The sequence below is a fragment of the Streptomyces sp. NPDC001513 genome, from assembly GCF_042894695.1.
Taxonomy (GTDB): Bacteria; Actinomycetota; Actinomycetes; order Streptomycetales; family Streptomycetaceae; genus Streptomyces.
Genome location: NZ_JBIAVU010000024.1, coordinates 41,385 through 62,466 on the forward strand (window position 1 = coordinate 41,385; position 21,082 = coordinate 62,466).

The 21,082-nt window shown below is 73.8% G+C and carries 21 protein-coding genes; 15 read left to right on the forward strand and 6 right to left on the reverse strand.

What is annotated here, in order from left to right:
* The first annotated feature begins 86 nt into the window (after window positions 1-86).
* Entirely contained in the window at window positions 87-3,347 is a 3,261-nt protein-coding gene (locus ACFYZ4_RS38040; RefSeq protein WP_390786154.1) for a BTAD domain-containing putative transcriptional regulator, read from the forward strand.
* A gap of 32 nt (window positions 3,348-3,379) precedes the next feature.
* Here the strand turns inward: ACFYZ4_RS38040 and ACFYZ4_RS38045 are convergent, their stop codons facing one another.
* A complete protein-coding gene (locus ACFYZ4_RS38045) occupies window positions 3,380-4,408 on the reverse strand; it encodes a serine aminopeptidase domain-containing protein (RefSeq protein ID WP_351292168.1) in 1,029 nt (342 codons plus the stop codon).
* Window positions 4,409-4,519: 111 nt separating this feature from the next.
* On the opposite strand from ACFYZ4_RS38045, the gene ACFYZ4_RS38050 reads away from it, so the two are divergent.
* The 4 genes from ACFYZ4_RS38050 (at window position 4,520) to pucL (ending at window position 8,610) form a co-directional block, all read left to right on the forward strand.
* On the forward strand, window positions 4,520-5,110 hold the full coding sequence (locus tag ACFYZ4_RS38050; RefSeq protein ID WP_351292170.1) for a GNAT family N-acetyltransferase: 591 nt from the start codon (window positions 4,520-4,522) through the stop codon (window positions 5,108-5,110).
* A 29-nt stretch (window positions 5,111-5,139) separates the two neighbouring features.
* A complete protein-coding gene (locus tag ACFYZ4_RS38055; protein WP_351292194.1) occupies window positions 5,140-5,994 on the forward strand; it encodes a PaaX family transcriptional regulator C-terminal domain-containing protein in 855 nt (284 codons plus the stop codon).
* 117 nt (window positions 5,995-6,111) lie between these two features.
* Complete coding sequence (locus ACFYZ4_RS38060) at window positions 6,112-7,461, forward strand: aspartate aminotransferase family protein (RefSeq protein WP_390786155.1); 1,350 nt, start codon at window positions 6,112-6,114, stop codon at window positions 7,459-7,461.
* Between the two features lie 231 nt (window positions 7,462-7,692).
* Window positions 7,693-8,610, forward strand: coding sequence for a factor-independent urate hydroxylase (gene pucL / locus ACFYZ4_RS38065; protein WP_390786156.1), 918 nt, complete (start codon window positions 7,693-7,695; stop codon window positions 8,608-8,610).
* Between the two features lie 6 nt (window positions 8,611-8,616).
* On the opposite strand, the gene ACFYZ4_RS38070 is transcribed toward pucL, so the two are convergent.
* Window positions 8,617-9,135, reverse strand: coding sequence for a histidine phosphatase family protein (locus tag ACFYZ4_RS38070; protein ID WP_351292176.1), 519 nt, complete (start codon window positions 9,133-9,135; stop codon window positions 8,617-8,619).
* A gap of 189 nt (window positions 9,136-9,324) precedes the next feature.
* Between ACFYZ4_RS38070 and ACFYZ4_RS38075 the strand changes: the two genes are divergently transcribed.
* The 6 genes from ACFYZ4_RS38075 (at window position 9,325) to ACFYZ4_RS38100 (ending at window position 12,219) form a co-directional block, all read left to right on the forward strand.
* Window positions 9,325-9,540, forward strand: coding sequence for a CbtB-domain containing protein (locus ACFYZ4_RS38075; RefSeq protein WP_351292178.1), 216 nt, complete (start codon window positions 9,325-9,327; stop codon window positions 9,538-9,540).
* Between the two features lie 42 nt (window positions 9,541-9,582).
* A complete protein-coding gene (locus tag ACFYZ4_RS38080) occupies window positions 9,583-10,332 on the forward strand; it encodes a CbtA family protein (RefSeq protein ID WP_351292180.1) in 750 nt (249 codons plus the stop codon).
* A gap of 21 nt (window positions 10,333-10,353) precedes the next feature.
* Window positions 10,354-10,596, forward strand: coding sequence for a hypothetical protein (locus ACFYZ4_RS38085; RefSeq protein WP_351292182.1), 243 nt, complete (start codon window positions 10,354-10,356; stop codon window positions 10,594-10,596).
* A 220-nt stretch (window positions 10,597-10,816) separates the two neighbouring features.
* A complete protein-coding gene (locus ACFYZ4_RS38090) occupies window positions 10,817-11,425 on the forward strand; it encodes a hypothetical protein (RefSeq protein ID WP_390786157.1) in 609 nt (202 codons plus the stop codon).
* A gap of 157 nt (window positions 11,426-11,582) precedes the next feature.
* Window positions 11,583-11,942, forward strand: coding sequence for a hypothetical protein (locus ACFYZ4_RS38095; protein WP_351292186.1), 360 nt, complete (start codon window positions 11,583-11,585; stop codon window positions 11,940-11,942).
* Window positions 11,943-12,042: 100 nt separating this feature from the next.
* On the forward strand, window positions 12,043-12,219 hold the full coding sequence (locus tag ACFYZ4_RS38100) for a hypothetical protein (RefSeq protein WP_351292188.1): 177 nt from the start codon (window positions 12,043-12,045) through the stop codon (window positions 12,217-12,219).
* Window positions 12,220-12,301: 82 nt separating this feature from the next.
* Here ACFYZ4_RS38100 and ACFYZ4_RS38105 read toward each other — a convergent pair whose 3' ends face one another.
* The 3 genes from ACFYZ4_RS38105 to ACFYZ4_RS38115 all read right to left on the reverse strand — a co-directional run bounded on the left by ACFYZ4_RS38105 (window position 12,302) and on the right by ACFYZ4_RS38115 (window position 13,714).
* Window positions 12,302-12,706 carry a hypothetical protein gene (locus ACFYZ4_RS38105; RefSeq protein ID WP_351289816.1) on the reverse strand — a complete coding sequence of 135 codons (405 nt, stop codon included), beginning with the start codon at window positions 12,704-12,706 and terminating at the stop codon, window positions 12,302-12,304.
* Between the two features lie 66 nt (window positions 12,707-12,772).
* A complete protein-coding gene (locus ACFYZ4_RS38110) occupies window positions 12,773-13,171 on the reverse strand; it encodes a RidA family protein (RefSeq protein WP_351289818.1) in 399 nt (132 codons plus the stop codon).
* 69 nt (window positions 13,172-13,240) lie between these two features.
* Window positions 13,241-13,714 carry an Rrf2 family transcriptional regulator gene (locus ACFYZ4_RS38115; protein ID WP_351289940.1) on the reverse strand — a complete coding sequence of 158 codons (474 nt, stop codon included), beginning with the start codon at window positions 13,712-13,714 and terminating at the stop codon, window positions 13,241-13,243.
* A gap of 125 nt (window positions 13,715-13,839) precedes the next feature.
* Here ACFYZ4_RS38115 and ACFYZ4_RS38120 point away from each other — a divergent pair, with 125 nt between their 5' ends.
* The 4 genes from ACFYZ4_RS38120 to ACFYZ4_RS38135 all read left to right on the forward strand — a co-directional run bounded on the left by ACFYZ4_RS38120 (window position 13,840) and on the right by ACFYZ4_RS38135 (window position 18,765).
* Window positions 13,840-14,667: a hypothetical protein gene (locus ACFYZ4_RS38120; protein WP_351289820.1), complete on the forward strand. Its 828-nt coding sequence runs from the start codon at window positions 13,840-13,842 to the stop codon at window positions 14,665-14,667.
* 80 nt (window positions 14,668-14,747) lie between these two features.
* Window positions 14,748-16,742, forward strand: coding sequence for an FUSC family protein (locus ACFYZ4_RS38125; protein ID WP_390786158.1), 1,995 nt, complete (start codon window positions 14,748-14,750; stop codon window positions 16,740-16,742).
* A 65-nt stretch (window positions 16,743-16,807) separates the two neighbouring features.
* Entirely contained in the window at window positions 16,808-17,509 is a 702-nt protein-coding gene (locus tag ACFYZ4_RS38130; RefSeq protein WP_390786159.1) for a hypothetical protein, read from the forward strand.
* Entirely contained in the window at window positions 17,497-18,765 is a 1,269-nt protein-coding gene (locus tag ACFYZ4_RS38135) for a HAMP domain-containing sensor histidine kinase (RefSeq protein ID WP_351289826.1), read from the forward strand. Before ACFYZ4_RS38130 ends, ACFYZ4_RS38135 begins: the two co-directional genes overlap by 13 nt.
* Before the next feature lie 79 nt (window positions 18,766-18,844).
* On the opposite strand, the gene ACFYZ4_RS38140 is transcribed toward ACFYZ4_RS38135, so the two are convergent.
* On the reverse strand, window positions 18,845-20,932 hold the full coding sequence (locus ACFYZ4_RS38140; protein ID WP_351289828.1) for a PhoX family phosphatase: 2,088 nt from the start codon (window positions 20,930-20,932) through the stop codon (window positions 18,845-18,847).
* Between the last annotated feature and the right edge of the window lie 150 nt (window positions 20,933-21,082).

Sequence of the window (21,082 nt, forward strand, 5' to 3'; positions counted from 1 at the left end):
TCACCAACTGCCGTCATTTCGGGCCTATCCGGCAATCGTCGATAACGAAATGGCAATATCGGCGGGGCAAGTCGCACAATGTCGGCATGTGGATCTCGATGCTGGGGGCCCTGGACGTACGGGGCGAGGACGGAAACGGCGTCGGAGTCGGGGGAACACGACTGCGCGCACTGCTGATTCTGCTGGCGCTCGAACCGGGGCGGGTGGTCGCCTCCGAGTCGCTCGTCGACGGGATCTGGCAGGACGAGCCGCCCGCTGGCGCCGCGAACGCCCTGCAGGCACTGGTGTCCCGGCTGCGACGGACCCTGCGCGGCACCGGCGCGGACGTGGAATCGCATCCGGCCGGGTACCGCCTGGCGGTCGAACCGGACGCCGTCGACGTGGTCCGCTTCGAGCGGCTGGCCTCCGCGGGCCGCGGGGCCCTGGCCCGGGACCCCGACACCGCCGCGCGGGTCCTGCGCGAGGCACTGGAACTGTGGCGCGGGCCCGCCCTGCTCGACGTCGCGTCCGCCGACTTCTTCCGGGCGCCGGTGACCCGGCTCTCGGAACTGCGGATGGCGGTCCTGGAGGACCGCATCGAGGCGGACCTACGGGCGGGACGCGGCCGGGAGCTCACCGGCGAGCTCGCCTCCCTCGTCGCCGAACACCCCTTGCGGGAAAGGCTCGTCGGCGCCCTGATGCGGGCGCTCGTCGCGGCCGGGCGCCCCGCCGAGGCACTCACGGCGTACGGGAACGCGCGCGAGGTCCTCGCCGAGGAGCTCGGGGCGGACCCCTCGCCGGAGCTGTCGGCGCTGCACACCGCCGTCCTGCGCGGGGAGGTCCCGGCCGGGCCGCCCGCAGCCGCTCCGGCCGAACCGGCGGCTCCGACCGCACCGGCCGTGCCGGCCGCACCGCTCGGTCCCGAGGTGTCACCGCCGACCAACCTGCGCACCGGCCTGGCCAGTTTCGTCGGCCGGGACGAGGACCTCGCCCACGTCGCCTCGCTCATGGGCCGGTTCCGGCTCACCACGCTCACCGGGCCCGGCGGCGCCGGGAAGACCCGGCTGGCCGTCCAGAGCGCCCGCCCCCTGCTCGACCGGTGCCCCGACGGGGTCTGGCTGGTGGAGCTCGCGCCGCTGAGCGCGGGGGACGACGTACCGCAGGCCGTGCTGAACGCGCTGGCCCTGCGGGAGCACGCGCCGGCCGCGGGCGACCCGCTGGACCGGCTCTGCGCGGCGCTGCGCACCCGGACCGCCCTGCTGGTGCTGGACAACTGCGAGCACCTGATCGAGGCGGCCGCGGCGACCGCCGACCGGCTGCTCGGCGAATGCCCCGGGCTGCGCGTCCTGGCCACCAGCCGGGAGCCGCTCGGCCTGACCGGTGAGGCGCTGTGGCCGGTGCACCCGCTGGCCCTGCCGCCGCGGGACGCGGACGCGGCGCAGGCCATGGCCTCCCCGGCGGTCCGGCTGCTGAACGACCGTGCGGCGGCGGCCCGTTCCGGTTTCGCAGTCACCGCGGAGACCGCTCCGGCGGTGACCCGGATCTGCCGGGCCCTGGACGGGATGCCGCTGGCCATCGAGCTGGCGGCGGCCCGGCTGCGCACGATGAGCGCCGAGCAGCTCGCCGCACGGCTGGACGACCGGTTCCGGCTGCTCACGGGCGGCGCGCGGACGGCTCCGCGCCAGCACCGGACGCTGTGGGCGGTGGTCGACTGGAGCTGGGAGCTGCTGACGGAGGCGGAACGGGCGCTGCTGCGCCGGCTCGCGGCCTTCCCCGGCGGCGCCACGGTGGAGGCGGCCGAGGGGGTCTGTGCGGGCGGCCCGGTCGCGGTGGACGGGATCCTCGACCTGATCACGTCGCTGGCCGACAAGTCCCTGCTGGTGACGGCGGGCGACGGGCGGTACCGGATGCTGGAGACGATCCGGGCGTACGGCCTGCAGAAGCTGGCGGAGGCCGGCGAGCAGGAGGCGCTGCGGCGCGCGCACGCCGCGTACTTCACCGGACTGGCCCGCACCGCGGACCCGTACCTGCGCCGGGCGGAACAGCTGGAGTGGCTGGCCCGGCTCACCGTGGAGCACGACAACCTGTCCGCGGCGCTGCGCGGGGCGATCGCGGCGGGCGACGCGCGGGCGGCCGTACGGCTGGTGGCGGCGGCCGGGTGGTACTGGTGGCTCAGCGGGCACAAGGCGGACGGCGCCGAACTCGCGGCGCGTGCGCTGGCGTTGCCGATGCCCGAGGACGGGCGGCCGGGGGACGGACGGCCGGGGGACGGGCCCGACGGGGAGGCCCGCGCCGTGGCCTGCGCGCTGGCCGTGCTGTTCGCGACGGCCGGACTCGGCGACGACCGGCGGACCGAGGCGCTGCTCCGCGAGGGGGTGGAGCTCGCCGGGCGGACCGGAAGCCGGCATCCGGTGGTGCGCTTCCTGGGGCCGCTGGACCGGCTGCTGCGCGGTGCGGGCAGCGGCGAGGCGCCCCCGGTGGATGCCTGGGACGGGCTGCTGGCCGACGAGGACCCGTGGATACGGGCACAGGGGCGGCTGGAGGGAGCCAAGACCCTGCTGGGGACCGGCGGCCGGCCGGCGGACGCGGAGGCCGCGATCGGGGCGGCCCTGGCCGGGTTCCGCGGGCTCGGGGAGCGCTGGGGGACCTCCTTCGCGCTGACCCTGCTGGCCGACCTGGAGGCCCGGCGGGGCGATCACGGTGCGGCGATCGCGCACTACGAGGAGGCCGTCGCGGTCATCGGCGAACTGGGCGGCATCGAGGACCGGCTGTACGCGTGGGTGCGGCAGGCACAGCTGTGCCTGCTCGCCGGGGATCCGGCGGCCAGCGCCGCGGCCATGGCGCGGGCCGAGCGGGACGCGGAGGCGGCCGGCTGGCCCGAGACGCTGGCCATGATGGCGCAGGGCAAGGCGGACCTGGCCCGCTGGAGCGGCGAACCGGCGCTGGCCCGGGCCGAGCTGGCGCGGGTCCGCGAGGCGGTCCGCGAGGTGGCCGTCCACCCGGTGTACCAGGTGGCGCTCCTCGACTCCCTCGGGTACCTGGACGCCGCGGACGGCGAGTTGGCCGCGGCCGGGGCCCACCGGGCGGAGGCGCTCGAACTGGCGGTGGCCTCCCTGCACGCGCCGACGCTCGCCCAGGTGCTCGTCGGCATCGCGGACCAGGCGGTCCGGCTGGACCGGCCGCGGGAGGCGGCGCGGCTGCTGGCCACGGCCCTGGCGGTGCGCGGCGGCCCGGACCACTCGCGCGCCGACGCGGCGCGGGTGGGGAGCGCGGTGCGCGCCGCGCTCGGCGGGCCGCACGAGGAGGAGACCGCCGTCGCGGACCCGGAGACCGTACGAAGCCTCGCGCGGGCCGTGCTGGGCAGCTGAGCCCGGCGGGGCGGGGCCCGGCGGGGCCCCTTTCAGCTCCGCGGCAGCTCCTGGAGGAAGCGCTGCTGGTCGGCGAGGAGATCGGGCGGGAAGAGGGCGCGCGGGGCGAACACGGCCGTCAGGGTCAGCCGCCAGGAGGAGCGCTCGACCGAGGTCCGGAGCAGGGAGTGGGACGCTCCCGGATAGCGGCGGACCGTGAGCGTGCCGGGGGCGAGCAGGCTCCGGTACACGGCCTCGGTCTCGGCCCCGTCGACGTTCAGGTCGTCGGCGCCGGAGATCAGCAGCACGGGGACGGCTCCCGTGGCCCCCATCGCCCGCAGGTCGGCGGTCGCGTCCGCGGTGTGATTGCGAGTGATGAACGACCAGCGCGCCGCCGTGAGTTCCCGGTCGGCGCCCGGGCTCGCGCGGTACTCCTCGTAGGTGGCTCCGCGCCGCAGCAGTGCCAGGGTGTCCGCCCGGGTGCGCAGTGCGGCCGCCGTGCGCCCGGCGTCGGCCCCGGCCGCGCGGAGCTCGGCCCGCAGGTTGTACTCGCCCTGGCGCTCCCAGTTCACGGCGGTGCCGACCGCGATGACGAAGCGCACCCCGGGCGCCGGGGCCCGCGCGACCACCTTGGGCATGACCCAACCGGCCTGGCTCGCGCCCCACAGGCCGATGCGGCCGGCGTCGATCTCGGGCCGGGTACGGGCCGCCCAGGCGAGCGCGTCGGTGGTCTCGCGGGCCCGGTCGTCCATGCTCTGGCCGAGCCAGTCGGCGGGCTTGTCGAGGGAGAGCGAGGCGTATCCGGCCTTGGCGAAGGCCTCCCAGTAGGGGCGGTAGAAGCCGTCGTGGGTGGCGCCGACCTCGCCGTCGCCGTGCACGAGGACGACGAGCGGGAAGGGGCCGGGCCCCTTGCCGGCGGGGGTGGCGAGCACGCCGGGCAGATCGTGGCCGGCGGCGGGGACGGTGACGCGCTCCTCGTGGAGGCCGTAGTCGTGCTGCCGGAGGACGAAGACGGTGACGCCCGCGGCGAGGAGGGCGGTGGCCAGGAGGAGGAGCAGGGCGGTGCGGAGCGTGCGGGACATGGGGCTCCTTCTCGAATCGGTCGATCCGTCGATCCGTCGATCGGGTCGCTTCATGAAAGCTATCGACTTCAAAACGATCGTAGCGCGAATGAGCGTATTAGACTCGTGCGTATGACGACATTGCTGCGCGAGGTGCCCGACGGCGCCGAGGAGCGGGTGGCCGAGCTGTACTGGGAGGCCTTCGGGGGGAAGCTGGGCACCGCCCTCGGCCCGGCGGAGGCGGGGCGGCGGTTCATCGCGCGGCACCTGCACCGGGACCGGGCCGTGACGGCCCTGTCGGACGAGGACGGCCGGGTGGTCGGCGTGGCGGGCTACCAGCTGGCCGGGCGCGGCCTGGTCGGCGGGGACGCGGCCGCGGTCAGGGCGGCGTACGGGCCCGTATGGGGCCTGTGGCGGGTCTTCCTGCTGGCCCTGCTGGAGCGCACCCCGGCCCGCGGCGAGCTGGTCATGGACGGCATCGCCGTGGACCGGGCCGAGCGGAGCCGGGGCATCGGCGGCCTGCTGCTGCGGGAGGTCGAGACGATCGCCGTGGAGCAGGGGTGCCGGCGGATCCGGCTGGACGTGGTCGCGGAGAACCCGCGGGCGCGGGCCCTGTACGAACGGCACGGTTTCCGGGCGGTGCGGGTCCAGCGGACGCCCTGGCTGCGCGACGTGCTGGGATTCGGAGGCGTGACGACGATGCACAAGGCGGTGGCGCGGTGAGCGGTACGGAGGGCGGGATCCCCACGCGGATGGTCGTGCACGCGCTGGTCCGGGAGGACGGGACGGTCGCGGGCGGCGAGCTGTACGAGGTCGCAGGGCTGCTCGGGATGACCGACCAGCAGGTGCGGCTGTGCGTGAAACGACTGGTGGCCGAGGGCCGGTTCACGGTGGAGGGGCGCGGCCGGCGGGCGGTGCTGCGCCTGGTGGGGACGGCGGGGCCGGGGCCGGTGCTCGTACCGGAGGTGGGGTTCGTCCGGCACGCGTACCGGCAGGACCGGGGACTGGAGCCGTGGGACGGTGTCTGGCACGCCTTCGCGTTCGCCGTACCGGAATCCGCGCGGGCCGCGCGGGACGCCCTGCGGGACGCGCTGACGGGCCTGGGTGCGGCGCCCGTGCAGGGCGGCCTGTACGTCACGCCCAACGCCATCGGCCCGTACGTGCGGGCCCGGGCGGCGGAGCTGGGTCTCGCCGAGGCACTGAGCTGCCTGAGCACGCGCGATCTGGCGGTGGGCGCCGCCGCGGACCCGCGGGCCCTGGCGGCCCGCCTGTGGCCCCTGCCGGAGATCGCCGCCCGCTACGAGACCCTGCACGCCCTGGCGACCAGCGGTACGGAACCGGCGGAACCGACGGGCGGGGCGAACGGCGCGGACGGGGCGAACGGCGCGGACGGGGTGGTGGCGGGGCTGGCGCGCGCCGTCGCACTGGCCGCGGCCTTCTCCGCCGCGATGGTTCCGGATCCGCTGCTCCCGCCGGAGCTGCTGCCGAGGCCGTGGGCCGGGGCGACGGCCCGGGCGGCGGCCGCCGCGGCCTGGGACCGGCTCGCCGCCGCCGCTCCGGCCGACGGCCCGCGGCTGTTCCGCCTGTACGACGAGGCCCTGGCCTGACCGCGGGTCGGCCGGGCCGGCCCCGGCCGACCGCGGCCGGCCTGTGCCGAGCGCCACGGGGCGGACACGGTGGGCGACCCCCGCCGTGTCCACATCCTGGACAACTACGCTCGTTTCATGAACGCAGAAGCCGACGCCCTCGCTGCCGTGAAAGACGCTGACCGGAAGCACGTCTTCCACTCCTGGTCGGCGCAGGAGCTCATCGACCCGCTCGCCGTCGCCGGCGCCGAGGGGTCGTACTTCTGGGACTACCAGGGCAACCGCTACCTCGACTTCTCCAGCGCCCTCGTCTACACCAACATCGGCTACCAGCACCCCAAGGTCACCGCGGCCATCCAGGAGCAGGCGGCCAGGCTGTGCACCGTCGCGCCCGGCTTCGCCGTCGACGTGCGCTCCGAGGCGGCCCGGCTGATCGCCGAGCGCACCCCGGGCGACCTCGACAAGATCTTCTTCACCAACGCCGGGGCCGAGGCCGTCGAGAACGCCGTCCGCATGGCCCGGGTGCACACCGGCCGGCCCAAGGTGCTGTCCGCGTACCGCTCGTACCACGGCGCCACCTCCACCGCGATCAACCTGACCGGCGACGCCCGCCGCTTCGGCAACGACTCCGCGACCGCCGGCGTCGTGCACTTCTGGGGGCCCTTCGCCTACCGCTCGCCCTTCTACGCGGCCACGGAGGCCGAGGAGTGCGAGCGGGCCCTGCGGCACCTGGAGGACACCATCGTCTTCGAGGGCCCGCAGTCCATCGCCGCGATCATCCTGGAGACCGTCGGCGGCGCCCCGGGCGTCCTCGTGCACCCCGACGGCTACCTGGCCGGCGTGCGCGAGCTCTGCGACCGCTTCGGCATCGTCTTCATCCTCGACGAGATCATGGTCGGCTTCGGGCGCACCGGCCGCTGGTTCGCCTCCGAGCACTGGGACGTCACCCCCGACCTGATCTGCTTCGCCAAGGGCGTGACCAGCGGCTACGTACCGCTCGGCGGCGTCGCGATCTCGGCCGCCATCGCCGAGACCTTCGCCCGCCGGCCCTACCCGGGCGGGCTGACGTACTCCGGGCACGTGCTGGCCTGCGCCGCCGCCGTCGCGACGATCAACGTCATGGAGGAGGAGGGCGTCGTCGAGCAGTCCGCCCGCACCGGCGCGGAGCTGCTCGGCCCCGGCCTGCGCGCGCTGGCCGAACGGCACCCGTCGGTCGGCGAGGTCCGGGGCCTCGGCACCTTCTGGGCCCTGGAGCTCGTACGGAACCGGGAGACGCGCGAGCCGCTGGTCCCGTACAACGCCGCCGGGGCGGACAACGCGCCGATGGCCGAGTTCGCCGCCGCCTGCAAGAAGGGCGGGCTCTGGCCGCTCGTCGCCGGCAACCGCATCCACGTCGCGCCGGCCTGCAACATCTCGGCGCAGGACGTGGCCAAGGGGCTGGAGATCCTCGGCCAGGCCCTCTCGGTGGCCGACGCGCACACGGTCTGACCTGGGGAGATGTTCGGTCGCCCAATCCGTGGGTGCCTGTCTTGGATGTTCCGCGCCATTACCAACAACGCGTTGACGTGCTGAAATCCGAACAGAGCACCTACGGACCGGGATGCACGTCAGTCCCGGGGCGGTCCTCCGTGACCGAACGGCGGGGAGCGGGCCTTCCGCTGGACGCCGGGCGTACGGGATCCAGTCAGCCGGACTCCGTGTACCCGAAGGAAGACAGCCATGAGCAAGCACGTCCTGGCACAGAACCAGTACGGCAAGGCCGAGAACCGCATCGTCAAGGTCACCCGCAAGGGCGGCGACAGTTCGTGGCACGAGATCCGCGACCTCAACGTCTCGGTCGCGCTCCGCGGCGAGTTCCGCGACGTCCACCTCACCGGCGACAACGCCAACTGCCTGCCGACCGACACCACCAAGAACACGGTGTACGCCTTCGGCAAGGAACACGGCATCGACTCCCCCGAGGCGTTCGGCATCCTCCTCGCCAAGCACTTCGTCTCCTCGCAGCAGCCGATCCGCGAGGCGCAGATCCGCATCGAGGAGTACGTGTGGGACCGCATCCCGGTCCCGACGCGCAAGGAGCAGCACTCCTTCGTCCGCAAGGGCCAGGAGGTGCGCACCGCGCAGATCACCTACAGCGAGACGACGGGCCTGCAGGTCATCTCGGGTCTGAAGGACCTGACGGTGATGAACTCGACCAACTCCGAGTTCCACGGCTACATCAAGGACAAGTACACGACGCTCCAGGAGGCGTACGACCGCATCCTGGCGACCAAGGTCACCGCGCGCTGGGCGCACTCGGCGCTCGCCGCCGACGACGCCTCGTACGACTGGGACCAGTCGTACAAGAAGGTCCGCAAGAACATGCTGGAAGCCTTCGCGGAGACCTACTCGTACTCGCTGCAGCAGACCCTGAACCAGATGGCCGAGCGCGTGCTCGACCACTGCCCCAAGGTCAACGAGGTGCGCCTCAACCTCCCCAACAAGCACCACTTCCTCGTCGACCTGGAGCCCTTCGGCCTCAAGAACGACAACGAGGTCTACTTCGCCGCGGACCGGATGTACGGCCTGATCGAGGGCACCATCCACCGCGACGGCGTGCAGCCGGTGATCGCGACGTCCGACTGGATCGTCGCGTAACGCCCGTCAGGACGGCGTGCTCGGCCCGGACCGCGTCGCGGGGTCCGGGCCGACGTGCTGCGGCGGCCCCTGCTCCACGTCCTCCGGCCGGCCCAGCAGCAGGTTCCAGCGCCCCGCTCGCCCGGTGAGGGTGGTCACCGACTCCGGCCGTACGTCCAGCCGCCAGAAGACCGGCGCCGGCAGCTCCAGGGCGTACACCACGGCCGCCCGCACGACGGCCTGCTCGACCGCCATCCGGTGGGTGCCCGCGGCCAGCCCGGCCAGCTCCGCCCCCACGCGCGCGATCAGCGCGTCCACGGACTCCCCGCCCGGGGGCGCGTACCCGGGGTCCGTCATCCAGGCCTGCAGGGCCGCCGGATCCGCGGCCGCCACCTCGTCCAGGGTGCGCCCCGCCCACTCCCCCGCGTCCAGGCCGCGCAGCCCCTCGTGCCCGGGGCACGGGCGCGCGTGACCGAAGCGGCCCTGGCGGGCGGCCGTGTCCAGTGGGAGCCTGGAAAGACGGACACGTATCAACGGGGTCTTCATAAGGGGAGCGTAAGCGCGGTACGGTCCGGACGACACAACTGAATGACGACGGTACGACGGAAGCACCGGTGAGAATCCGGCACGGTCGCGCCACTGTGAAACCTCCCGGAGGGGGAGGCGAGTCAGACCCGTCACCGTCGTCGAGAGCACCACTGACCGGGACGCGTGTTTCCCTCTGGAGGTTCTGCCATGGCCCACTCCGCCGTGCCCACGACGAACGCCCCCGCCCTTGCCCCCATCTCGCTCTCCGCACTGGCCCCCTGGGCCGTGTTCGTCGGGGTCCTGATGCTGGTCCTGCTCTATTTCGTCGGCGCCGAGCAGGGCGCCACCGCGGTCTTCCAGGGAGAGACGATCCACGAGTGGTTCCACGACGGACGCCACCTCCTCGGGTTCCCCTGCCACTGATTCCCCTGCCACTGACCTCCGTCTCCGCAAGGGAACAGAACCATGAACGTTTCCCCCCGCACGCTCCTCGTCAGGGGCATGCTCGCCGGTCTGCTGGCCGGCGCCGTCGCCTTCCTCGTCGCGTACCTCCTCGGTGAATCCAAGGTGGACGCGGCGATCGCCATCGAGGAGGCCGCCGCGGCCGGACACGACCACGGCGAGGAGGCACCGGTCAGCCGGGCCCTCCAGGCCACGGCCGGCCTCGGCACCGGCGTCCTGCTGTACGGAGTCGCGCTCGGCGGCATCGCCGCGCTCGTCTACTGCTACGCGCTGGGCCGCATCGGCCGCTTCGGCCCGCGGGCCACGGCCGCGCTGGTCACCGCGGCCCTGTTCGTCACCGTCACCCTGGTGCCGTTCCTCAAGTACCCCGCCAATCCCCCCGCCGTCGGCGACCCGGAGACCGCCGGGCGGCGGACCGCGCTCTACCTCCTGATGATCGCCCTGAGCGCGCTGCTGGCGGCGGGCGCGCTGATCCTCGGCCGGCGGCTCGCGCCGAGGCTCGGCAACTGGAACGCGTCGATCGTCGCCGGGGCGGCCTTCGTCCTCGCCATCGGCGTCTCGTACGCCCTCCTGCCCGGCATCAACGAGGTCCCGGCGACCTTCCCGGCCGCGCTGATCTGGGACTTCCGCCTCGCGTCCCTGGCCATCCAGACCACCCTGTGGACGACTTTCGGCCTGGCCTTCGGTTATCTAGCCGAACGGGCCCTTGCGCCCGCCTCCGCCCGCAAGGAGGCTGTGCAGCCGACGAGTTGACGATGAGGGGGCCGGTAGCACATGCCGACGGCGATCAGGCAATGGCGAGGCTGGACGGGCGCCGCCCCGTTCTGGCTCAACTCGCTCCTGCTGCTCCTGGCCCCCTGCTGCGCCGTCACGCTGTTCGGCCAGATCGGCGTCATCGCCGCCCTGGCCGCCCTCGGCGGCCTGGTCCGCCACCTCTGGTACGGCGACTACGGCCACCCGGCCGTGCACCTCGCCGCCGTCGCGATGGGTGCGGGCACGGCCGCCGTCGTCATGTGAGACTCCGGCACCCCCTTCCACATCACCCTTTCGGGCGCATCACCCACGGGCGCGGGAAGGGGCGCAGGCATACGGCGCGAGCTGGGGAAACGCGTGGATCCCAGGACGACACGCCCGTGACGGTCTGTCAGTCCCCCGTGTTTCACCGGGTGCCGATGGGCACAGGAGGTGTCCACTGCTCACATGACCCGGCCGCACGTGCCGGACAGGAGGGATTCCCATGCCCCGCGCCCAGTGGGTCGTCGCCTCGCTGACGGTGGCTCTGTTGTCCACCGGCATCGTGGTGTTGCAACGGACCGAGGGCGCCAAGCCCGCCGCCGTGACCACCGACGACGCACTCCCCTCGCGGGCGCTGGGGCTGTCCGGACACCGCCGGCTCGTGCGGGAGCTGGAACAGTCCGGGCAGTCCGGGCAGCACACCCCCGGCCGGGGGGAGCGGTCACCGAGGACCGCCGCGGGGCCGCTGCGGACGGTCACCGGACCCCTGCGGACCGCGCGGCCCCTGCGGTTGCGCATCCCCAGCCTGGGCGTCGACGTGCCCCTCACCGGCGACCGCGACGAGGTCGTCTGGGACACCGACGGCCCCGCGCCCGGGGCGGCCGGGACGGCCGTGGTCACCGCGGAGGGGCTGCGCCTGGGCGAGCTGCGGCGCGGCCGGACCATCGAGATCCCGCGCGCGGACAGCCGTACGGCCGTGTTCACCGTCGTACGGGTCTCCCCCGGCGGGGCCATCGCCCGGGAGGATCCGGCCGGGCGGCCACAACTGCGGCTGCTCGGCGGCGAGACCGCCGTACTGGCCCGGCTGACCGGGCAGCGCCGCACCCGCTGACCCGCCCCCGGGATCCCGCGGTCCGGCGCGGCCGGCCGCATCCCCAACCCGCCTCCCACCGCCGTCCGTCAGCCGTGGGGGGTGTCTTCGTCCTCCGGTCGGGGGCTTCTCGGGACCGGACGGGGAGTCGCCCGGCGTGGCGGGGCACACCCCTCGCATGAGCGGGAGGCAACGCGCACGTTCGGCACTGACCCGGGCCCTGACCGCGGCCTGTGTCGTGCTGCTGTGCGTGTTCGGCGCCGGCCCGGCCGGCGCCGCGGCCGCCGAGTCCCGTCCCGCTTCCACGGCGCCCTCCGAGCCCGGCGAACCGGGCGAGGGCCCGTCCGATCCGGCCGCCGACCCCGAGGCACGGGCGGCCGTACGGACCGCCGCGCGCGGGCTGCCCGGCGTACGGCGGGCAGCCCTTGCGGTGTTTCACGTGAAACACCCGGACGCGCCGCCGTGCGGGCCGGCCGCGGAGACGGCCGAACCGGCCCTGTCCCTGCGGACGGTGCGGAGTGTGGTCCTGCGCTGCTGAGCGGGCCGAGGAGGTGTCCGGCCCTTCCGGCAGGACATCCCCGGGACACCCCCGGTCACCGCGCAGCCCCCACACCCCTTGAGCACCGTGAGGTTCCGCCATGCCCATCGACCCGTACGCCGCACTGAACGCCATGCTCCGCGCCGAGGTCACGCGCTTCACCCCGCCGGTCCGCAAGACCGAGCCGGCCGAGCCATCGAAGGCCCAGGCCGTGGCCGTGGCCGCCGAGTCCGAGAGTGAACCGAAGCAGACGGCCACCTCCGACTCGGCCGCGTAGGGGCGACCCGACGCGCCCGCAGGACCGTGCGGTCCTGCGGGCGCCTCGGTACGGGCGCCGCTCTGCGCCTCGGGTCCAGGCGTCAGTTCTCGCGCTGGTAGTAGCGGTAGAACGCCGCCAGGCCGACGCCGATGCCGACGAAGAGGCCGGTCATGGTGGCGCGGAGCACGGAGCAGTTGGTGAGGCTGTGCAGATAGCCCGCGGCGATGCCGAGGAAGACGCCGTACGAGGCGGCGTGGACCTCGCGCTTGAGGCGGGGGCCGATCCGGGCCAGGGCGAACATGATCCCGGCGAACAGCACGCCGCACAGGATCCCGTAGAAGACGTTGCCCGCGTCGACCGGACCCATCTGGCGCTGGATGAAGGCGGCCCATACGCCGTACACGAGTCCGGCGAGCAGGGGTCGCACGTAGGCGCTCTTGCTCAGGTGGGCCATGTCCGCCGACTGCCGGGGCCGGCGCCGGGCGGTGGGTGCCGCATGTGCCATGACGGGCTCCTCTCTCCCATCATCCAGGGCACACCCGCCACCGCGGACCGGCAAGTGGATCAACGGTCAGGGCGTGCGCACCGCGACGGCGTCGATCTCGAAGAGCATGCCGGGCAGGGCCAGCGCGGCCACCCCGATCAGGGTCTGGGCGGGCAGCTCGGTGCCCCAGGTGGCGTGCAGCTCCTTGAGGAGCACCTCCAGCTTCCGCTGGTCGTGGCCGACGATGTAGGTGCCGATGCGGACGACGTCGGCGGGGCCGAGGCCGACGGCCTCAAGGGCGGTCCGGAGGTTGGCGAAGGCCCGCTCGACCTGGTCGGCGAAGTCCTCGGAGACGACGTGGCCGCTCTCGTCGGAGCCGTACTGGCCGGCTATGAACACCTGCTCGCCGGGGGCGGAGACGATGTGGCTGTAGCCGTAGTCGGTCGGGGTGTGGAGTCCTGCCGGGTTGATGATGCTGCGCGTCATGCCGAGCTCCCTGTTTCCGTTTCCGTTTCCGAACGTGCGGTGCGCCGCGGTGGCCGCGGCGCGCTGTCGCTATTGCGCGGCGAGCCAGGCGCGGAGCCGGGCCGGGGCCCCGGGGGCCTGCCGTTCGGCCTGCTGCCGGATCTCGTCGAGGTTCTGGGCGGCCAGCGCCCTGCGCCAGGCCAGTTCGGCGCGGGTCATGGCGTGTGCGATGGCGCAGTCGGCGGCATCGGCCGCCGGGGCGCCGGCGCCCGGCCCCTGCTGCCGGATCTCCGCGCACCGGAAGGCCTCCTCCGGCCCCTCGACGGCGGCGACCACGTCCATGAGCGAGATGGCGGCGAGCGGGCGGGCCAGCTTGAAGCCGCCCCGGGGGCCGGGGGCGGAGGTGACGATGCCCGCCCGGGCCAGCGCCTGCAGCTGCTTGTTGAGGTAGGCGGCGGGCAGGTCGTGCCACGCGGCCAGCCGTGCCGCCGAGACGGCCCGGTCCGGGCCGCTCCAGGCCAGGTTGACGCAGCTGTGCAGCGCCCACTCGACGCCCTCGCTCATCTTCATATCCTGGATACTAGATGTCCAGAATATCGAAGGCAAGGGCGCCGCACCGCCGGACGGTCCACCCCCCAACCGCAGCAACACCGCTCGCGCCCCGGCCCGCGCCCGCATTCCCTGGTGACGTGCGCACCATCCTGTCGGCGGTACTGATCGCGCTCGTGGCCCTCCTGGTGCCCGCGAGCGCCGTCGCGTACTGGGCGGACCGCGAGCTCGGCAACGCCGACCGCTACACCGCCGCCATGTCCCCCCTCGCCGCGAACCCCGCCGTCCAGGAAGTCGTCGTCACCCAGGTCACCCGCGCCCTCGCCGGGCAGATCGACGCGGGCCCCTTCCAGATGGGCGTGGACGCGCTGCTGGGCGAGGCCCTGCACTCCTTCGCCGGCACCCCCGCCTACCAGACGGCCTGGGACGCGGCCAACCGCGCCGCCCACGCCGCCTTCCTCAACGCGCTCACCACCGGCCACGGCGACGCCCTCACCATCGACCTCGCGCCCGTCATAGCCCAGGTCAAGGGCGAACTCGTCGAGGGCGGCGTGCCCTTCGCCGACCGCATCCCGGTGACGCACCTCTCCGTGAAGGTCATGGAGTACGACAACCTCGCCGCCCTCCGGGAGGGGTTCCACATGCTGCAGATCGCCGGCGTCTGGCTGCCCGTGCTGACCCTGGTCCTGGCCGCGGCCGCCATCGCGGTCGCCGTCCACCGCAGGCGCGCCGTGATGGCCACCGGACTCGGGCTCGCGGTCGGGGCGGGGCTGCTGTGGCTCACGGTGGAGGTGTGCCGCCGGCTCACCCTGGACGACCTGCCCGCCGACATCGACCGGCCCGCCGCCGGAGCCGTGTACGACGCCCTCACCGCGTTCCTGCGCACCACCGCCTGGGTGGTGCTGGTGATCGGGCTCACCGCCGCACTGGCCGCATGGGTGATGGGCCGACTGCGCCGCACCCCATAAGCTCGGAAGGTACCAACAAGCGCAGAACGACGCAGAAGAACCCAGAAGAACCGATTCGCGAGCGGCGGCACGGAAGCGGGATGAGCACCGAACGCACCGAACACATATCGTCGCGGCGAGCCCGGCACCATCCGCTCGCTCCCCCCGCCTGGCTGCTCAACGGGCTGAAGCCCAGTTCCGCCCCGATCCCCTGGGCCGCCGTGGCACGCGCCGCGGTCGCCCTGGCCGTCCCGCTCGCCATCGGCTTCGCCCTGGACGAACCCGAATACGGGGCGCTCGCCTCCATGGGCGCCCTCGCCGGAGTCATCGGCGACACCGCCGACGCCTACCGGATGCGGGTCCTGAACATCGCCGTCCCGCAGCTCTTCGGCGCCGTCGGCGTGGCCCTGGGCACCCTGGTCTACGGGCACGGCTGGCTGGCCGTCGGCGCCCTCACCCTGATCGCCCTGGTCTCCGGGATGATCTCCTCCATCGGCACCGTCGCCTCCGTGTCCGGGCTGCTGCTCCTGCTCAACGCCGTCATCGGCGCCGGACTCCCGCTCCCCGAGCCCTGGTGGACGGCCCCGCTGCTGCTGGGCGCGGGCGGACTGTTCGTACTCGCGCTGAGCCTGCTGGGCTGGCCGCTGCGCGGCCGACAACCGGAGCGCGCCGCCGTGGCCGACACCTACCGGGCGCTGGCCACCGCCCTGGAGGCCGCCGGCGGCCCCGGCACCCTCTACGACGAACGCCGCCAACAGGTCACCCAGGCCATCAACCACGCCTACGACCTCGTGCTCGGCCGCCGGGCCCGCGTGCACGGGCGCAGCCCCTCGCTCGTGCGGATGCTGGCCCAGCTCAACGTGGTGATCCCGCTGGTGGAGGCCGCGCCCGCGGCACACCTGCGCGGCAGGCCGCTGCCGCCCGAGATCCCGGCGGCCGTACGGGACCTGGCCGACGCCATCGAGGAGGGCCGCACCGGAACCCCCGTACTGGAACTGCCCGCCGCCCACACCCCGGCCGAACGGGCCGTCGACGCGGCCCTGCGCCATGCCGCGAAGATCGTGTACCTCGCCGAACCGGACCTGCACAACGTGGACGACCGCCTCGGCCGGCCCGCCGCCCTGCGCGTGCGGGCCCGGCGGGCGGTGCGCGACATGATGTTCTCCGAGGCCTCCTGGCGGTACGGGCTGCGGCTCGCCCTGTGCATCGGGCTCGCCCAGTCGCTCGTCTCGGTGATCGAGGTCGAGCGCTCCTACTGGGTCGCGCTGACCGTCACCTTCGTCCTCAAGCCCGACTTCGGCTCGGTGTTCTCCCGGGCCGTGCTGCGCGCCGTCGGCACTGCGGGCGGGCTCGTCATCGCGGCCGCCGTGCTCGCCGAGGTGCCGCGCGGCTGGTGGGACGTACCGGTGATCATGGTGCTCGCCGCGCTGATCCCCGCCTTCTCCGTCAAGGGGTACGCCTTCCAGACCGCCGCGATCACCCCGGTGATCCTGCTGCTCTCCGACCTCCTCAACCACCAGGGCTTCGACCTGATCCGCCCCCGGCTGCTGGACAGCCTGATCGGCTGCGCCATCACCCTCGTCGCGGGATACCTGCTCTGGCCCGAGAGCTGGCACACCCGGATCGGGGACCGGCTCGCCGACACCGTGGACGACGCCGCCCGCTACGTGGAACGGGCCTTCGCCCCGCTCCCGGACGCGGCCGCGCACGCGGCGGCGCGCACCGCCCGCCTCCAGGCCCGGCGGCGCATCTACCGCGACCTGTCGGGCGTGCGCAGCGAGTTCCAGCGGGCGCTGACCGAGCCGCCGCCGACGGGGGCGCGGGCCGCCGCCTGGTGGCCGCTGGTCGTCGCCGTCGAGCGGATCGTGGACGCGACCACCGCCGCGCGGGTCCGCGTCAACCACGGCGCGGCGCCGCCCGACGCGCACGAGGTCGAGGAGATCGCCTCCCGGCTGCGCGAACTGGCCGAGCGGGTCCGCAGCAGCACCACCCCGGAACGCGTCGAGGCTGAGCCCCCGGGCGGGACGTCGAGCGTCCTGGGCCCCGTCCACCAGGAGGTCGCGGCGGCCCGCGCCATCGCCCAGCCGGAGCCCTGACCCCCCGGTCCCCCGGATGGTCCTGAGTCCGGGCCGGGAACCGCCCGGCGGGAGAGCATCGGAACATGCACCGCGCCCCGGCCGTGATCGTCCTCGCCGTCCTCATGGCGGGGTGCGCCGATGTGGAGGGACTGAAGAACGAGGGCGACCTCGGCACGGTGCACGCACCGCTGAGCCTGTGGAAGGACATCCGCCCCGGCCCACCGGAGCCGGACCAGAAACCGGGCACGGCCGCCGTGGTGCCCGGACTCCCCAAGGCGGCGGGCCTCAGCATGCGCGGGGTGAACGCGCTGGGCGTCGTACGCGCCGACATCACCTCCGCCACCGCACAGGACGGCGGGACCGGCCGGCTCGTCGACCCCCGGGCCGTCCAGCGGCTCGCGCTCTGCACACAGGCTGTGGACGGCGGCCCCGACTGCCCGGTGCGCCCCGCCGTCCTGCACGACCTGACGGGCAATGGCCGGGAGGAGCTGATCACCGCACTGGACATCGACGGCCGGCTCAGCGAGCTGCGCGTCTACACGGTCCGGGACGACGGGAGCATCGCCCGGATCCTGTCCCGGCGGGCGGTGCTGGAGGGGGTGGAGGTGGCCGCCGAACACCTCGCGGTCCGCGAACCGACGTCGAACCCCAGGTACGTCGCCGTCTCCGACTACGTGTGGGACCCGAAGGCCGGGATCATGAACCTCTCCCAGCTCACCCTCGACGACTGCCCGTCCCTCACCGGTGTCCCGCTCAGCCCGGGCGGGCAGCGATGCACGCGCTGAGCAGCCTCCGCTGGAAGATCGCCCTGACCACCACGATGGTGTGCTGCATGGTCGCCGCCGTGCTGGGGATCCTGGTGCACAACGTGGTCGCCGAGCAGATCGTCGGCGCGGTCCGCAAGGACGCCGACACAGCCCTGGAGCACGCCCTCAGCCACTACGAGTACGGCACCACGCACGGCGACGTGAACATCGCCCTCGACCCGCCCCAGCTCCCCCGGCTGCTGCGGGAACTCGTCGCCCGCGGCGACACCGGCAGCATCGTCGGCACGTACGACGGCAAGCCCGTCATGTGGGCCGCCGCACCCGCCGACCGACAGGCGCTCGCCGTCTGGATCCCGTTCCAGAGCACCCGCAGCCGACTGCGGGACATCGACACCGCGATCCTCGCCTCCGCCGCCCTCGCCGCCGGTGTGGTGGCGCTGGCCGGCCTCTTCCTCGCCGACCGGATCAGCCGGCGGCTCTCGACCACCGCCGCCGTGGCCCGCAGGATCAGCGCCGGGGACCTGGACGCCCGGGTGGGCTTCCCCTCCCGCGCGGACGACCGGCGGCAGGGCCGCCGCTCCCGGGACCGGGACGAGGTACGGGACGTGGCGCAGGCGCTGGACTCGATGGCCGGCTCGCTCCAGGACCGGCTGGAGGCGGAGAAGCGCTTCACGGCGGACGTCGCACACGAGCTGCGGACCCCGCTCACCGGCTCGCTGGCCGCGGCGGCGCTGCTGCCCGAGGGCCGCCCCAAGGAGATGATCAACGACCGGCTGAAGGCCCTGCACCTGCTGACCGAGGACCTGCTGGAGATCTCCCGGCTGGACTCGGGCGTGGAAAGGGCCGATCTGGCCCGCGTGGAACTCGGCCGGGCCGTGGAGCGGGCCGTCGCCGGGGCCGGGCCGACCGCCACGGTGCGGGTGGTCCGGGACGCCGTGGTCCTCACCGACCGGCGACGGCTGGACCGGATCCTCGCCAACCTGCTGGCCAACGCCCACAGGCACGGCCGGCCGCCGGTCGAGGTGACCGTGGAGGGCCCGGTGGTGACGGTTCGCGACCACGGGCCCGGCTACCCGCCCGAGCTGATCGAGCAGGGCCCCCAGCGGTTCCGGACCGGAGACCCGGGCCGCGGGCGCGGCCACGGGCTGGGGCTCACGATCGTGGCGGGACAGGCGGCGGTCCTGGAGATCACGCTGAGCTTCGCCAACGCGCCCGACGGGGGCGCGCTGACGACCCTCGCGCTTCCGGTCGGGAGGCTGCCGGACGGCAGTTGACCGGACCGGGCGGACGTTTCACGTGAAACACGGCTCACGTGGAACACGGCTCACGTGGAACATCCGCCCAACCACCGGATCAGACGCCGATGTTCTTGCCGTCCTTGCGCCAGACCGAGACGACAGCCGGGCGGACGATCTTGCCGGGACCGTCGGGCCACACCGACTGCGGCTTCTCGACGGACGCGCCGTCGATCTCGCCCGGGTGCTGGACGGAGACCAGGACGCGCTTGTCCTGGATGAGCGGGCCGCAGGTCTCGGCGCCGCGCGGGACGGTCAGGAACTGCTTCAGCTCACCACGGCGGTCGCCGGCCGTCGCGACGCCGAACAGGCCGTCGTGGGAGCCGAGCTGGTTGCCGTCCGTGGAGATCCACAGGTTGCCGTGCGGGTCGAAGGCCACGTTGTCCGGGCAGGAGATCGGGCTGACCTTGTCCTTCGGGAAGCCCGCGAAGTACGTCGCCGGGTCGTTCGGGTCACCGGCGACCAGGAAGAGCCGCCAGGCGAATCCGTCGCCGGCCGGGTCGTCGAAGTTCTCGGCGAGCTCCAGGATCTGGCCGTGCTTGTTCAGGTTGCGCGGGTTGGGCTCGGTCGCGCCTTCCTTGCCCGGCTTGCCCCGGTCGGTGTTGTTGGTCAGCGCGATGTAGACGCGGCCGGTGCGCGGGGACGGCTCGACGTCCTCGGGGCGGTCCATCTTGGTGGCGCCCACCTTGTCGGCGGCCTGGCGCGTGAAGACGTAGACCTCCTCGGCGGTCATGCCCTCGACGTGCGAGACGTTGCCGGTGGCCAGCTTGATCCAGACGCCGGAGCCGTCGAACTCGCCGTCGGAGGGGAGCTTGCCGGTGCCGTCGAACTCGGCGGCCGGGGAGTCGCCGGTGAGCTTGGCGACGTAGAGGGTGCCCTCGTCGAGCAGCGTGAGGTTGTGCTCCTTCGCCGCGCGCGAGTTGCCCTTCTTCATCTGCTTCGACGAGACGAACTTGTAGAAGTAGTCGAAGCGCTCGTCGTCGCCCATGTAGACGACCGGGCGGCCGTCCTCGGTCAGGCGGGGCTGCGCGGCCTCGTGCTTGAAGCGGCCCAGCGCGGTGCGCTTGCGCGGGACGGAGTGCGGGTCGTACGGGTCCAGCTCGACGACCCAGCCGAAGCGGTGCGACTCGTTGGGCTCCTGCGCCACGTCGAAGCGCTTGTCGAAGAGCTCCCACTTGCGCTCGGTGGCGCCGGCGGTCACGCCGTAGCGCTTCAGGCGGGCGGCGGCGGTCGGGTCGGTGACCTGGCCGGCGTTGCCGAAGTACTGGTTGAAGTTCTCCTCGCCGTGGAGGGTGGTGCCCCACGGGGTGGTGCCGCCGGCGCAGTTGTTGAGGGTGCCGAGCACCTTGGTGCCGGTGGCGTCGACGGAGGTCTTCAGCAGGGCGCTGCCCGCGGCCGGACCGGTCAGCTTGAACTCGCTGGTGGCGGTCAGGCGACGGTTGAGCTGGTGGCGGGTGACCGCGGTCAGCTTGCCGCTGCGGTGGTCCTCCTGGACGACGACCACGGACAGGCCGTGCGCGGCCCAGGCGATCTCGACCTGCTCGCGGGTCGGCTTGGCCGGGTCGTAGCCCTTGAACATGAGGATCTCGTCCGTGTACTCGTGGTTGGCCACGAGCAGCTGCTGGCGCTCGTAGTCGCCGCCGAGCGGGAGGAGGCTCAGGAAGTCGTTGTTGTAGCCGAACTGACCGGCCTGCGCGGCGGCGGTCTGCTTGTCGGGGTTGAAGCCCGGAGCGCCCTTGATGATCGGCTCGCCCCAGCGGATGACCACGTTCTGCTCGTGGCCCTCGGGGATGGTGACCTTGTCGTCGGTGTTGGGCGCGACGGCCTTGAAGCGCAGGCCGCGGGCGGCCTCGCCGCCCTTGCCGGCGCCGGCGGCCGCGGCCTCACCGGACGGGGTGGCGTTGGCGGTCTGCCCCGGGCCGCTGAGGGCCACGGCGGAGCCAGCGGCGGTGGCGACCGTCACGACGGCGGCGGAACGCAGCATCGAGCGGCGGGAGTACGCGCGGGCTATGACGTCGCCCGCGTACTCGTTGTCGCTGGTGTTCGGCACCTCGTGGAAGCAGGCGTCGCCACAGCGGTAGCGACAGGTGAGAGCGGACCGGCCGCTCCCATGCGGGTTGCCGATGAGCGGCAGAAGCTTGCGCACGAGTGTCCTCCGAGTAGCTGCGTGGGCGCCGACAACGTGTCGGAACAATCCAGCCGTGACGCTAGGCCCGGGTTGCGCCGAAGCGGCGGCGCGGGGATGAACGGTCGGTGAACCCGGCACGTCGGAGCGGCAGTTCGAGCGCGGTGTGGG

Excerpts from the sequence above, each read along its gene's own strand:
- ACFYZ4_RS38070 (WP_351292176.1), bottom strand. The coding sequence starts at position 9,135 with ATGAAGACCCCGTTGATACGTGTCCGTCTTTCCAGGCTCCCACTGGAC.
- ACFYZ4_RS38060 (WP_390786155.1), top strand. The coding sequence starts at position 6,112 with ATGAACGCAGAAGCCGACGCCCTCGCTGCCGTGAAAGACGCTGACCGG.
- ACFYZ4_RS38050 (WP_351292170.1), top strand. The coding sequence starts at position 4,520 with ATGACGACATTGCTGCGCGAGGTGCCCGACGGCGCCGAGGAGCGGGTG.
- ACFYZ4_RS38100 (WP_351292188.1), top strand. The coding sequence starts at position 12,043 with ATGCCCATCGACCCGTACGCCGCACTGAACGCCATGCTCCGCGCCGAG.
- ACFYZ4_RS38075 (WP_351292178.1), top strand. The coding sequence starts at position 9,325 with ATGGCCCACTCCGCCGTGCCCACGACGAACGCCCCCGCCCTTGCCCCC.
- ACFYZ4_RS38090 (WP_390786157.1), top strand. The coding sequence starts at position 10,817 with ATGCCCCGCGCCCAGTGGGTCGTCGCCTCGCTGACGGTGGCTCTGTTG.
- ACFYZ4_RS38105 (WP_351289816.1), bottom strand. The coding sequence starts at position 12,706 with ATGGCACATGCGGCACCCACCGCCCGGCGCCGGCCCCGGCAGTCGGCG.
- pucL (WP_390786156.1), top strand. The coding sequence starts at position 7,693 with ATGAGCAAGCACGTCCTGGCACAGAACCAGTACGGCAAGGCCGAGAAC.
- ACFYZ4_RS38110 (WP_351289818.1), bottom strand. The coding sequence starts at position 13,171 with ATGACGCGCAGCATCATCAACCCGGCAGGACTCCACACCCCGACCGAC.
- ACFYZ4_RS38125 (WP_390786158.1), top strand. The coding sequence starts at position 14,748 with ATGAGCACCGAACGCACCGAACACATATCGTCGCGGCGAGCCCGGCAC.
- ACFYZ4_RS38130 (WP_390786159.1), top strand. The coding sequence starts at position 16,808 with ATGCACCGCGCCCCGGCCGTGATCGTCCTCGCCGTCCTCATGGCGGGG.
- ACFYZ4_RS38115 (WP_351289940.1), bottom strand. The coding sequence starts at position 13,714 with ATGAGCGAGGGCGTCGAGTGGGCGCTGCACAGCTGCGTCAACCTGGCC.
- ACFYZ4_RS38080 (WP_351292180.1), top strand. The coding sequence starts at position 9,583 with ATGAACGTTTCCCCCCGCACGCTCCTCGTCAGGGGCATGCTCGCCGGT.
- ACFYZ4_RS38045 (WP_351292168.1), bottom strand. The coding sequence starts at position 4,408 with ATGTCCCGCACGCTCCGCACCGCCCTGCTCCTCCTCCTGGCCACCGCC.
- ACFYZ4_RS38040 (WP_390786154.1), top strand. The coding sequence starts at position 87 with ATGTGGATCTCGATGCTGGGGGCCCTGGACGTACGGGGCGAGGACGGA.
- ACFYZ4_RS38085 (WP_351292182.1), top strand. The coding sequence starts at position 10,354 with ATGCCGACGGCGATCAGGCAATGGCGAGGCTGGACGGGCGCCGCCCCG.
- ACFYZ4_RS38135 (WP_351289826.1), top strand. The coding sequence starts at position 17,497 with ATGCACGCGCTGAGCAGCCTCCGCTGGAAGATCGCCCTGACCACCACG.
- ACFYZ4_RS38055 (WP_351292194.1), top strand. The coding sequence starts at position 5,140 with ATGGTCGTGCACGCGCTGGTCCGGGAGGACGGGACGGTCGCGGGCGGC.
- ACFYZ4_RS38095 (WP_351292186.1), top strand. The coding sequence starts at position 11,583 with ATGAGCGGGAGGCAACGCGCACGTTCGGCACTGACCCGGGCCCTGACC.